The sequence below is a fragment of the Streptomyces sp. NPDC098789 genome (assembly GCF_044759975.1).
Classification (GTDB): domain Bacteria; phylum Actinomycetota; class Actinomycetes; order Streptomycetales; family Streptomycetaceae; genus Streptomyces.
Window position 1 is genome coordinate 77,247 of the sequence record NZ_JBIWAJ010000020.1, and the last position, 12,195, is coordinate 89,441.

Annotated in this window: 11 protein-coding genes; 6 read left to right on the forward strand and 5 right to left on the reverse strand. The window is 70.2% G+C overall.

Annotated elements, in window-relative coordinates; translation table 11 throughout:
* Positions 1-63 precede the first annotated feature (63 nt).
* Positions 64-2,007: a 2-oxoacid:acceptor oxidoreductase subunit alpha gene (locus ACIQWR_RS32165; RefSeq protein WP_404016833.1), complete on the forward strand. Its 1,944-nt coding sequence runs from the start codon at positions 64-66 to the stop codon at positions 2,005-2,007.
* The gene (locus ACIQWR_RS32170) at positions 2,000-3,079 is read left to right on the forward strand and encodes a 2-oxoacid:ferredoxin oxidoreductase subunit beta (RefSeq protein WP_404016835.1); all 1,080 of its coding nucleotides are present in this window, start codon (positions 2,000-2,002) and stop codon (positions 3,077-3,079) included. The genes ACIQWR_RS32165 and ACIQWR_RS32170 overlap by 8 nt, the downstream gene beginning before the upstream one ends.
* 48 nt (positions 3,080-3,127) lie before the next feature.
* Here ACIQWR_RS32170 and ACIQWR_RS32175 read toward each other — a convergent pair whose 3' ends face one another.
* Complete coding sequence (locus tag ACIQWR_RS32175; protein ID WP_404016838.1) at positions 3,128-3,532, reverse strand: winged helix-turn-helix transcriptional regulator; 405 nt, start codon at positions 3,530-3,532, stop codon at positions 3,128-3,130.
* Positions 3,533-3,638: 106 nt separating this feature from the next.
* Between ACIQWR_RS32175 and ACIQWR_RS32180 the strand changes: the two genes are divergently transcribed.
* The 3 genes from ACIQWR_RS32180 to ACIQWR_RS32190 all read left to right on the forward strand — a co-directional run bounded on the left by ACIQWR_RS32180 (position 3,639) and on the right by ACIQWR_RS32190 (position 7,137).
* Positions 3,639-4,493, forward strand: coding sequence for an SDR family oxidoreductase (locus ACIQWR_RS32180; RefSeq protein ID WP_404016840.1), 855 nt, complete (start codon positions 3,639-3,641; stop codon positions 4,491-4,493).
* A gap of 112 nt (positions 4,494-4,605) precedes the next feature.
* Positions 4,606-5,619 (forward strand): EamA family transporter RarD, encoded by a 1,014-nt coding sequence (gene rarD, locus ACIQWR_RS32185; protein WP_404016843.1) that lies wholly within the window; start codon positions 4,606-4,608, stop codon positions 5,617-5,619.
* A gap of 201 nt (positions 5,620-5,820) precedes the next feature.
* Complete coding sequence (locus ACIQWR_RS32190) at positions 5,821-7,137, forward strand: M28 family metallopeptidase (RefSeq protein ID WP_404016846.1); 1,317 nt, start codon at positions 5,821-5,823, stop codon at positions 7,135-7,137.
* An 84-nt stretch (positions 7,138-7,221) separates the two neighbouring features.
* Here ACIQWR_RS32190 and ACIQWR_RS32195 read toward each other — a convergent pair whose 3' ends face one another.
* The 4 genes from ACIQWR_RS32195 to ACIQWR_RS32210 form a co-directional block, all read right to left on the reverse strand.
* On the reverse strand, positions 7,222-7,638 hold the full coding sequence (locus tag ACIQWR_RS32195) for a hypothetical protein (RefSeq protein ID WP_404016848.1): 417 nt from the start codon (positions 7,636-7,638) through the stop codon (positions 7,222-7,224).
* Complete coding sequence (locus ACIQWR_RS32200; protein ID WP_239516343.1) at positions 7,635-7,838, reverse strand: ribbon-helix-helix domain-containing protein; 204 nt, start codon at positions 7,836-7,838, stop codon at positions 7,635-7,637. Before ACIQWR_RS32200 ends, ACIQWR_RS32195 begins: the two co-directional genes overlap by 4 nt.
* A 119-nt stretch (positions 7,839-7,957) precedes the next feature.
* A complete protein-coding gene (locus ACIQWR_RS32205) occupies positions 7,958-9,166 on the reverse strand; it encodes an outer membrane lipoprotein carrier protein LolA (protein ID WP_404016851.1) in 1,209 nt (402 codons plus the stop codon).
* A 272-nt stretch (positions 9,167-9,438) separates the two neighbouring features.
* A complete protein-coding gene (locus ACIQWR_RS32210) occupies positions 9,439-10,449 on the reverse strand; it encodes a polyprenyl synthetase family protein (RefSeq protein WP_354382703.1) in 1,011 nt (336 codons plus the stop codon).
* A 190-nt stretch (positions 10,450-10,639) separates the two neighbouring features.
* Here ACIQWR_RS32210 and ACIQWR_RS32215 point away from each other — a divergent pair, with 190 nt between their 5' ends.
* Positions 10,640-12,160 carry a peptide MFS transporter gene (locus tag ACIQWR_RS32215; protein WP_404016854.1) on the forward strand — a complete coding sequence of 507 codons (1,521 nt, stop codon included), beginning with the start codon at positions 10,640-10,642 and terminating at the stop codon, positions 12,158-12,160.
* Positions 12,161-12,195: the final 35 nt, after the last annotated feature.

The window sequence follows — 12,195 nt, forward strand, 5'->3', positions numbered from 1 at the left end:
GGACACCCTTACCGACGTAGGGTTGGCCTTGCGAACGCCACGCCTCGAAGGAGGTCCAGTTCAGTGACCAGCCAGGTCAGTAGCCCAGCCGAGCAGGCCGACGGGGCCGGGGGTGCTGTAGTCGGTGGACAGCGCACGCCCGCGGGTCCCGGCGCGAAGGAAGTCCGTCGGCTGGACCGTGTGATCATCCGTTTCGCGGGTGACTCGGGTGACGGCATGCAGCTCACCGGTGACCGCTTCACGTCCGAGACGGCTTCTTTCGGCAACGACCTCTCCACGCTGCCGAACTTCCCGGCCGAGATCCGGGCGCCCGCCGGCACCCTGCCGGGCGTGTCCTCGTTCCAGCTGCACTTCGCCGACCACGACATCCTCACGCCCGGTGACGCGCCGAACGTACTGGTCGCGATGAACCCGGCCGCCCTGAAGGCGAACATCGCCGACGTGCCGCGGGGCGCGGACATCATCGTGAACACCGACGAGTTCACCAAGCGCCCGATGGCGAAGGTCGGCTACGCGGTCTCGCCGCTGGAGGACGGCTCGCTCCAGGCGTACAACGTGCACCCGGTGCCGCTGACGACGCTGACCGTGGAGGCCCTCAAGGAGTACGGGCTCTCCCGGAAGGAGGCCGAGCGGAGCAAGAACATGTTCGCGCTGGGCCTGCTGTCGTGGATGTACCACCGGCCCACCGAGGGCACCGAGGCGTTCCTGCGCGCGAAGTTCGCGAAGAAGCCGCAGATCGCCGAGGCGAACGTGACCGCCTTCCGGGCGGGCTGGAACTTCGGGGAGACCACCGAGGACTTCGCGGTGTCCTACGAGGTCGCGCCCGCGACGAAGGCGTTCCCGACCGGGACCTACCGCAACATCTCCGGGAACCTGGCCCTGTCCTACGGGCTGATCGCGGCCGGGCAGCAGGCCGACCTGCCGCTCTACCTGGGCTCGTACCCCATCACCCCGGCCTCCGACATCCTGCACGAGCTGTCCAAGCACAAGAACTTCGGCGTGCGGACCTTCCAGGCCGAGGACGAGATCGCGGGGATCGGGGCCGCGCTGGGGGCCGCCTTCGGCGGCTCGCTGGCGGTCACCACCACCTCCGGACCGGGCGTGGCGCTGAAGTCGGAGACGATCGGGCTGGCGGTGTCGTTGGAGCTGCCGCTGCTGGTCGTGGACATCCAGCGCGGCGGGCCCTCGACGGGCCTGCCGACCAAGACGGAGCAGGCCGACCTGCTCCAGGCGATGTACGGGCGCAACGGCGAGGCCCCGGTTCCGATCGTGGCGCCGCGGACCCCGGCCGACTGCTTCGACGCCGCGCTCGACGCGGCGCGGATCGCGCTGACGTACCGGACGCCGGTCTTCCTGCTCTCGGACGGCTACCTCGCCAACGGGTCCGAGCCCTGGCGGATCCCGGACGTCACCGACCTCCCCGATCTGCGGGTCCCCTTCCAGGACGGCCCCAACCACCAGCTCGCCGACGGCACCGAGGTGTTCTGGCCCTACAAGCGGGACCCGGAGACCCTGGCCCGCCCGTGGGCCGTGCCCGGCACGCCGGGGCTGGAGCACCGCATCGGCGGGATCGAGAAGCAGGACGGCACCGGGAACATCTCCTACGACCCGGCCAACCACGACTTCATGGTCCGCACCCGCCAGGCCAAGATCGACGGCATCCAGGTCCCCGACCTCGACCTCGACGATCCCGACGGGGCGACCACCCTCGTGCTGGGCTGGGGCTCCACCTACGGCCCGATCACCGCGGCCGTACGCCGGCTGCGCCTGGCCGGGACCTCCATCGCCCAGGCCCACCTGCGCCACCTCAACCCCTTCCCCAGGAATCTGGAAGAGGTCCTGCGGCGTTACGACAAGGTAGTGGTGCCCGAGATGAACCTCGGCCAGCTGGCCACCTTGATCCGGGCGAAGTACCTGGTCGACGCCCGTTCGTACACCCAGGTCAACGGCATGCCCTTCAAGGCTGAACAGCTCGCCACGGTCCTCCAGGAGGCCATCAATGACTGAGGTCACCGACGCCCCCGCCCAGGCACCGACGCTGCTGTCGCTGGTCCCCAAGGCCGAGGCCAAGCAGTCGATGAAGGACTTCAAGTCCGACCAGGAGGTCCGCTGGTGCCCCGGCTGCGGCGACTACGCCGTCCTGGCCGCCGTCCAGGGCTTCATGCCGGAGCTCGGACTGGCGAAGGAGAACATCGTCTTCGTCTCCGGGATCGGCTGCTCCTCCCGCTTCCCGTACTACATGAACACCTACGGGATGCACTCCATCCACGGCCGCGCCCCCGCCATCGCCACGGGCCTGGCGACCTCGCGCCGCGACCTGTCGGTCTGGGTCGTCACCGGTGACGGCGACGCCCTGTCCATCGGCGGCAACCACCTGATCCACGCCCTGCGGCGCAACGTCAACCTCAAGATCCTGCTCTTCAACAACCGGATCTACGGGCTGACCAAGGGCCAGTACTCGCCCACCAGCGAGGTCGGCAAGCTCACCAAGTCCTCCCCGATGGGCTCGCTCGACGCGCCCTTCAACCCGGTCTCGCTCGCCATCGGGGCCGAAGCCACCTTCGTGGCCCGCACCATCGACTCCGACCGCAAGCACCTCACCGAGGTCCTGCGCGCCGCGGCCGACCACCAGGGCACCGCCCTCGTGGAGATCTACCAGAACTGCAACATCTTCAACGACGGCGCCTTCGAGGTCCTGAAAGACCAGGAACAGGCGCAGGAGGCCGTCATCCGCCTCGAACACGGGGCGCCCATCCGCTTCGGGACGGACGGCTCCAAGGGCGTCGTGCGCGACCGCGCCACCGGCGACCTGCACGTCGTCACGGTCACCCCGGACAACGAGGCCGACGTCCTGGTCCACGACGCGCGCATCGCGTCGCCGACCAACGCCTTCGCCCTCTCCCGGCTCGCCGACCCGGACACGCTGCACCACACGCCCATCGGCGTGTTCCGCAACGTCGAGCGCCCCGTCTACGACACGCAGATGGCCGACCAGCTCGACACCGCCATCGAACAGCACGGCAAGGGCGATCTGAGCACCCTGCTCACCGGCAACGACAACTGGACCGTCGTCGGCTGAGTCCGGCGCCACGGCCCCGCGCACGGGGGCCCGGATCCCGGCCGATGGCTACGGGGTCCGGGCCCCGTCGTACGCCGCCCGCGACTCGTCGTATGCCGCCCGCGCCCCGTCGTAGGCCGCCCGGGCCGCCTGGACCTCGCCCGTACGGCGTTCCGTCCAGCGGGCCAGCGCCCACACCTGCTCGGCGGCCTCGCGCCCCAGTGGGGTGAGCGAGTAGTCGACCCGCGGCGGGATCACCGGCTGCGCGACCCGCAGCACGAAGCCGTCCCGCTCCAACGTCTGGAGGGTCTGGGCCAGCATCTTCTCGCTGACCCCGCCCACCTCGCGGCGCAGTTCGCTGAAGCGGAACGACCGCTCCACGAGCGCGGCCAGCACCAGGACGCCCCAACGGCTGGTGACGTGCTCCAGGACGCCCCGAGAGGGGCACATCGGCGCCTTCACACTTACTTCCATGCCAGTACCTTACTTCAAAGTAGGTACTTACAAATAGTTAGCGCGCTCCGTAGGGTGGTGTCATCAACCGCAGGAACCCCGCGGGAACCCCCTGAAGGAGCACCCCATGAGCATCGTCGTCACCGGAGCCACCGGAGCCCTCGGCCGCCTGGTCCTGGAGGACCTGCTGGCCACCGTCCCCGCCACGGAGATCGCCGCCGTCGTCCGCAACGAGGCGAAGGCCGCCGACCTGGCCGCGCGCGGCGTCGAGGTGCGCGTCGCGGACTACAGCGACCCCGCGAGCCTGGAGGGCGTCTTCCGCGCCGGGGACCGGGTCCTGATGATCTCCGGCAGCGAGGTCGGCCAGCGGGTGCCGCAGCACACCGCGGTGATCGGGGCCGCGAAGGCCGCCGGGGTGGCCCAGCTCGCCTACACCGGGATCCTCGGCGGCCCCGAGGCCGACTTCGACCTCGCCGCCGAGCACCGCGTCACCGAGCAGCTCATCCTCGACTCCGGGCTGCCGCACACCTTCCTGCGCAACGGCTGGTACCACGAGAACTACACCGCCCAGCTGGGCAACGTCCTGGAGCACGGCGCGGTCGTCGGCAGTGCCGGCGAGGGCCGGATCGCCTCCGCGGCCCGCGCCGACTACGCCGCCGCGGCGGCCGCCGTGGTGACCGGCGAGGGCCACCTGAACAAGGTGTACGAGCTCAGCGGCGACACCTCCTGGAGCCTGGCGGAGTACGCGGCCGAGGTCGCGGCGCAGTCCGGCCGCGAGATCGCCTACGCCTCGGTCCCGGCGGACGCGCACCTCGACGTGCTGACCGGCGCCGGCGTCCCCGCGGGCTTCGCCGCGATCCTCGTCGACGTGGACGCGGCCATCTCGCGCGGCCGGCTCGCGGGCACCAGCGGGGACCTGGCCAAGCTCATCGGCCGCCCGACCACCCCGATCGCCACCGCGATCGCGGGGGCCCTGGCCTGAGCCGCGGTGGAGAGGATCCGGATGTCATGACCGTCACCCCTCAACGGGCATGACATCCCGCTCCGGCGGCGCTACCTTCGTGAGGTTGGCGTGAAGTGACCCTGGAGGGCCCGTGAGGACAGACGACGAGCAGCGCACGGGTCTGCTCTACGGATTCGGCGCCTACGGCCTGTGGGGGCTGGTGCCCCTCTTCTGGCCCTTGCTCAAGCCCGCCGAGGCGATCGAGATCCTCGCCCACCGCATGGTGTGGTCCCTGGTCGCCGTCGGCCTCGCCCTGCTCGTGATGCGCCGCTGGGGCTGGATACGGACCCTGGTCGGCCAGCCGCGCAAGCTCGGCCTGACCGCGCTCGCGGCCACCGTGATCTCGATCAACTGGGGCCTGTACATCTGGTCCGTCAACCACGGCCGGGTGGTCGAGGCCAGCCTCGGCTACTTCATCAACCCGCTGGTCACCATCGGCATCGGCGTCCTCGTCCTGGGCGAGCGGCTGCGCCGCACGCAGTGGGTGGCGGTCGCCGTCGGCTTCGCCGCCGTCGTGGTGCTGGCGATCGGCTACGGGCGGCCGCCGTGGATCTCCCTGGTGCTCGCCTGCTCCTTCGCGACCTACGGGCTGCTCAAGAAGAAGATCAACCTGAACGGCCTGGACTCGCTGGCCGCCGAGACCGCGCTGCTCTTCCCGCCCGCCCTCGGCTACCTCGTGTGGCTGACGGTCCAGGGCCACTCCACCCTCACCACCGGAGGCGCCGGGCACGCCGCCCTGCTGGCCTCGACCGGCCTGGTCACCGCGATCCCGCTGGTCTTCTTCGGCGCCGCGGCCATCCGGGTCCCGCTCTCCACCCTCGGCCTGCTCCAGTACCTGGCCCCGGTCTTCCAGTTCGGCCTCGGCGTCGTCTACTTCCACGAGGCCATGCCGCCCGAGCGCTGGGCCGGCTTCTCCCTCGTCTGGGCCGCGCTCGCGCTGCTCACCTGGGACGCGCTGCGCACCGCCAGGCGCTCCCGCGCGGCCCTCGCGGCGACCGTTTCGGCCACCCTTTCGACGACCGCGGCGGCCACCGCGGCCCCGGCCGCGGGGACCGCTCCCGGGGCGCCGGCCACCCCTGTGACCCCGGCGCGCGAACCGGCGTAGCCGCGCATCATCCACCGCTCGATCCCCGGTACGGAACCTCCGTACCGGGGATCGTCCGTTTTCCGAACCCCACTGACCGGATTATGACCTTGACGGGCAGTCATACTCTCGCTGAACATCAGGCTCGCACTGACGCACTAACGCTCACTTGCTCTATCCCCTCAGTTCCGTCATATCCCCGCGGAATCCCGGAGCCCCCACATGAGCCTGTCCGTCTCTCGGCGCCTGGTCGCCGTCACCGCGATCGCGGTGGCCGGCCTGTTCGCCTCCACCGCCCCCGCGGCGCTGGCCTCCCCCACCGCGGCCACGGCCGCGCCGACGCCGCCCGACATCCCCATAGCCAACGTCAAGGCGCACCTGACCCAACTCCAGTCGATCGCCACCGCCAACGGCGGCAACCGCGCGCACGGCAAGGCCGGCTACAAGGCCTCGATCGACTACGTGAAGGCCAAGCTGGACGCGGCCGGTTACACCACCACCCTGCAGACCTTCACCTCCAGCGGTGCCACCGGCTACAACCTGATCGCCGACTGGCCGGGCGGCGACCCGAACTCGGTCCTGATGTCCGGCTCGCACCTGGACTCCGTCAGCGCCGGCCCCGGCATCAACGACAACGGCTCCGGTTCGGCCGGCATCCTCGAAACGGCCCTCGCCGTCTCCCGCGCCGGGCTCCAGTCCACCAAGCACCTGCGCTTCGGCTGGTGGGGCGCGGAAGAGCTGGGCATGGTCGGATCGACGTACTACGTCAACAACCTGCCGAGCGCCGAGAAGGCGAAGATCTCCGGCTACCTGAACTTCGACATGATCGGGTCGCCGAACCCGGGCTACTTCGTCTACGACGACGACCCCACGATCGAGCAGACCTTCAAGACGTACTTCGCCGGCGTCGGCATCCCCACCGAGATCGAGACCGAGGGCGACGGCCGCTCCGACCACGCCCCCTTCAAGAACGCGGGCATCCCGGTCGGCGGCCTCTTCAGCGGCGCCGACTACACCAAGACCGCCGCGCAGGCCCAGAAGTGGGGCGGCACCTCCGGCAAGGCCTTCGACGCCTGCTACCACCGGTCGTGCGACACCTCGGCGAACATCAACGACGCGGCGCTGGACAAGAACAGCGACGCGATCGCCTACGCGGTCTGGACCCTGGGCGCGTCCACCCCGGTCCCGCCGGGCCCGTCCTTCGAGAACACGACGGACTACACCATCCCGGACTCCCCGGCCGCCGGCGTCAGTTCGCCGATCACCGTCTCGGGGGTCACGGGCAACGCCCCGGCGACCACGAAGGTGGACGTGAACATCGTCCACACCTACCGCGGTGACCTCCAGATCGACCTGATCGCCCCGGACGGCACGGCGTACCGGCTGAAGAACTCCAGCTCGGACTCGGCCGACAACGTCATCGCCTCCTACACGGTGAACGCGTCGAGCGAGGTCGCCAACGGCGTCTGGAAGCTCCAGGTGAAGGACGTGGCCGCGCAGGACACCGGCTACATCAACAGCTGGAAGATCAGCTTCTGAGCACGCTGAACACCCTGAGCACCCGAACACCCTGAACGCGCCGCTGCCGTCCGCTTCCCTCCGGGGACGCGGGCGGCAGTCGTGCTACGTGCCTTCGGCGCGCACCCGCAGGGTCTTCGGAACCGGCTCCTGTATCTGGGAGCGCAGCTCCTCGGCCACTGCGGCGATGTCGACCCGGCCCAGCTTCGCGGCCTCCACGAGATCACCGAGCGCCTCGGGCGAGGGCAGTTGCTTCGCGCCGGCGACCCGCAGGTACGAGCGGGTCGCCGCGGCCGCGTAGAACTCGTTCATCGGGGATTCCAGCGCCGGGCACACCGCGAGGGTGTGCAGGAACGCGGCGGCCCGCCAGGCGGTGTCGGGGGCGGGCTGCTCGGGGACCAGCACCAGATCGTTCTGGTGTCGGGCCACCGCGGCGGCCACCCCGGAGGGATCCCACACGGCGGGATCGGACGGGAGGTGGTGGGCCAGAGCGGTCCAGGCCCACTCCATGGTGATCTTCAATGGCCGAACCGCTCCTGGAAGTAGCCCCAGTGGTCGGCGAACTCCTCGATGCCGGAGAGGAAGTTCTTGCGGTCCTCGTCCAGTTCGCGTTCGGTGACCTCGGTGATCAGCGCGGTGACCGTCGTCCCCAGCGCCGCCGCGCGCGCTTTGAGGCGCTCGTGGAACTCTTCCTCCAGGCGGATGGTGACGTGTCTCGACATGGCACTCACGGTACAGCGGGCCCGCTGTACCGAGGAGAGTTATGCCGCAAGGGTGGCCCGGGACACAAGTCCTGGGCCACCCTTGTCGTACCTGTGCCCACATCCCGCGGGCGTCCGGACTACTTCGCGGCGTTGGCCGCCTGGACCAGGGCGTCCTTGGTGAGCGCGCCCACGTAGACCTTGCCGTCGTCCGTGATCAGCGCGTTGACCACGCGGGTCGAGAAGATCCGGCCGGAGCCGAACTTCCCGTTGACCTTGTCGCCGAGGCTGTCGAGGAGCTGCTTGGCCTCCTTGGGGGCGCCCTTCTCGTTCGCCTTGCCCTCGAAGTCCTTCAGGCCCTTGCCCGTGCCGGAGTCGATCCGGGCGACCGCGCCCCAGCCCTCACCGAGGACCGTGGTCTCGCCCTTGGCCCCGCCGCCGGTCAGGCCGTTCAGGCCGGGGATCGGCAGGGAGTCCATGCGGCGCTGCGCCTTGTCCCCGTGCGAGGCGTCGGAGCCCTCCTGCACCTTCGCGCCCTTGGGCGGGGTGAAGGTGAAGGTGTCGGCGGCGGGCTTGGCGAAGTCGACCTTGCTGAAGCCCGCGTCCAGGATCGGCTTGCCGCCCTGGCTGGAGAGCACCTGGACGCGCAGCGGCACGCCGTTCTTGGCGTCCACCGCGATCTGGACGGACCCGATGGTGGAACCGGACGCCTTCGGCTTGAGCACCAGCTGGTAGGCGTCGCGTCCGGCCACCTGGGCCGTGTCGCCGACGCTCACGTCGGTGGTGGGTCCGGCGGCCTTCAGGGCCTCCTCGGCGAGCTGCGCGGGCGAAGTGCCGAGCCGGTCGGCCGTCTTGTGCTCCTTGCCCTTCTGCCCCGCCTTGGCGCCCGCTTCCTTGTCGTGGAAGACCTCGTTGGACTTGCTGTCGTAGCCCCAGACCTCGTCACCGTTGTGGATGAGGCTGTACTCGTCCTTGCCGTCCAGGAAGGTGATCCGCTGGCGGTCCGGGCCGTCGGCCGCGACCTTGAAGGTGTGCGTGCCGGTGGCGAGCTGCGTGAGCTTGTCCTCCGGGTTCGCGGAACCGCCGGCGACGCCCCCGCCGCCGAGCAGGCCGGTCGCCAGCTTCGGCAGGCCGAGGTCGGTGCTGATCTTCGCGGTGCCGGACAGCTGCTGGGTGTCCGATGCCGCGATCTTCTCGATGAGCTGCTGCGCCGTCACCTTCGGAAGGTCCGGTCCGCTCGCGTTGGCGAAGGCCGGAATGAGCCCGACGGTCGCCACGGCCACTCCCACGACCACGACCGGTACCGCGTACCGCGAGGCCTTGCGAGAGGTCTTTACGTTCGCTGCCATGTCTCTGCCCTACCTCTGTGTGTAGGCGGCGACCTACCCATCCCGACATCTCAACGTCCACCCCGCGCCGCCACTCTCACCCGATCTGGTGGGGATGTGTGTCTCTATCTGACCAAACGGAGGCGCTCCGGGGCATCACTCCTCGGAGCCAACTCCGTGTACGCCCGTGGGATGACATGACGAAGGCCCCCCGTCCCCATCCCGTAGGGGGTCGGAGGGCCTCGCCTCTGTCTTAGGTCCTAGCGCAGGGCCGGCCGTGGGCTCGACGTGGGCTAGCCGGCCCGGTGGACCACCGCGTCGCACAGCTCTTCCAGGGCGGACTTCGCGAAGCACTCGGGCAGCGGGGCCAGCGTGGCCCGCGCGTCCTCGGCGTAGCGGATGGTGTCGCGCCGCGCCTGCTCCAGCGCCGGGTGCACCCGCAGCCGGGACAGCACCTCGGCGTGCCGGGCGTCGTCCGTCAGGTCGCCGTCCAGGAGGCGCACGAGCTCCAGGTCCTCCTCCCGCCCGTCCCGGGCGGCCATCTCCCGCAGCCGCAGCACCGGCAGGGTCGGGATGCCCTCGCGCAGGTCCGTGCCCGGCGTCTTGCCGGACTCGTGCGAGTCGGAGGCGATGTCGAGGACGTCGTCGGCGAGCTGGAAGGCGGTGCCGAGGCGCTCGCCGTACTGCGTGAGGATGTCGACGACCGACTCGTCGGCGCCGGACATCAGGGCGCCGAAGCGGCCCGAGACGGCGATCAGCGAGCCGGTCTTGCCCGCGATGACGTCGAGGTAGTGGGCGACGGGGTCGCGGCCGTCGCGCGGACCGGCCGTCTCCAGGATCTGACCCGTCACCAGCCGCTCGAAGGCCTCGGCCTGGATCCGCACGGCCTCGGGGCCGAGGTCGGCCAGGATGTGCGAGGCGCGGGCGAACAGGAAGTCACCCGTCAGGACCGCCACGGAGTTGCCCCAGCGCGTGTTCGCGCTGTCCACACCGCGCCGGACGTCCGCCTCGTCCATGACGTCGTCGTGGTAGAGCGTCGCGAGGTGCGTCAGCTCCACGACCACCGCGGACGGCACGATGCCGGGCGCGTAGGGGTCGCCGAAGCGGGACGCGAGCATCACCAGCAGCGGCCGGAACCGCTTGCCGCCGGCTTTGACCAGATGCTGTGCGGCCTCGGTGATGAAGGGGACTTCGCTCTTGGTGGCCTCCAGCAGACCCGCCTCGACTGCGGCCAGTCCGGCCTGGACATCGCTCTCAAGAGCCTGGTCCCGCACGCTCAGTCCGAACGGCCCGACGACGGTCACGAGGGGTACTCCTGTCTGCTGACGATCACGGTGACGATCACCTGGATTGTCGATGTGTCGCTGCCATCACTCAAGCCAGCGTATCCGGTCTGTTTTCGATCACCGAGAGCGCCCGCCCGGTCGCGACCAGCGCACTGCCCGAACCGCACCGGTATGTTCTTAAGGAGCCAATACGACCGGAGAATGCGTTTTGTCCAGAACTGCGCCTGATATCGACGAACCGGCGGACCCGGAGGCCGACCAGCCGCCGCCCGGCGACGACCACGCCTTCCTCGGCCACCCCAGGGGCTTGGCGACGCTCTCCGGACTGGAGGTCTGGGAGCGCTTCTCGTTCCTGGGCATGCAGGCCATCCTGGTTCTCTACTTCGCGGACACCGTAGTCAACGGCGGCCTCGGAATGAATCCGGGAACCGCCGCGTCCGTGTCGGCCGCCTACGGAACCATGGTCTACCTGGTTTCCGTGGCCGGCGGCTGGCTCGCCGACCGGATCCTCGGCTCCTACCGCTCCGTCCTGTGGGGCGGCGTCCTGATCGCCTGCGGCCACTACGCGATGGCCGTGCCGACCGCCGCCATGACCTGGGTGGGCCTCGGCCTGATCAGCGCCGGCACCGGCCTGCTCAAGCCCAACGTGGCCAGCATGGTCGGCAAGCTCTACCGCACCGACGACCAGCGCCGCGACGCCGGATTCGCCCTGTACTACATGGGCATCAACATCGGCGCCTTCGCCGGTCCCCTCATCACCGGCTGGCTCGGCGAGCACAAGGGCTGGCACTGGGGCTTCTCCGCCGCCGCGATCGGCATGACGGCCGGCCTGATCCAGTACGTGCTGGGACGCCGCCATCTGGCCGGACGAAAGCACTCCGCCGAGTACCCCCTCGCCCCCGCGGCGATGCGCCGCGCCGTGTGGAGCATCGTGGGCGGCCTGCTGGGCGTGGCGGTCCTCGCCACCCTGACGGCCCGGCTCGGCTGGCTCACCATGGGCCGGTTCGTCGACCTGCTCACCCTGATCTCGGTGATCGCCCCGGTCGTCTACTTCGCCGTCATGTTCCGCAGCCCCCGGGTGAGCGCCGAGGAGCGCGGACGGCTGCGCCCGTACGTGGTGCTCTTCCTCGCCTCCGTCGCCTTCAACTTCATCCTCTTCCAGGCGTACTCGACGATGATGCTGCTGGCCTCGACGAACGCCCAGACCTCCATCCTCGGCTTCCACTTCCCGGCCAGTTGGTACGCCTCCGCGCTCGGCGCCTTCGAGGTGGCGCTGGCCCCGGTCGTCGCGGCCGTCTGGGTCCGGATGGGCCGCCGCCAGCCGCACTCCTCCAACAAGATCGCCCTCGGCGTGATCCTGGGCGGCCTGTCCTTCCTGTTGATGGTCATCCCGACCTCCGGGCACGGGGGCGACGACGCCTTCAAGATGGCCGCCTGGTGGATCGTCGGCTCCTACCTGCTGCTCGGCCTCGGCGACGTCCTGCTGGAGACCTCCGGCATGTCGGCCACCACCAAGCTCGCCCCGAAGGCCTACGCCAGCCAGACCATGGCCCTGTGGTTCCTCTCGCTGGCCCTCGCCAACGGCATCCAGGCCCAGGTGGTCAAGCTCTACGGCAAGGTCTCCGTCCCCGCCTACTTCGGCGTCAACGGCGCGATCGCGGTGGCCGCCGGCCTGGCCGTGATCGCCCTCGCGCCCTGGCTGAAGCGCACGATGCACCCCGTGCACTGACCGGCCGCCCGGCCGTCCGCTCGTCCGCCTGTCCA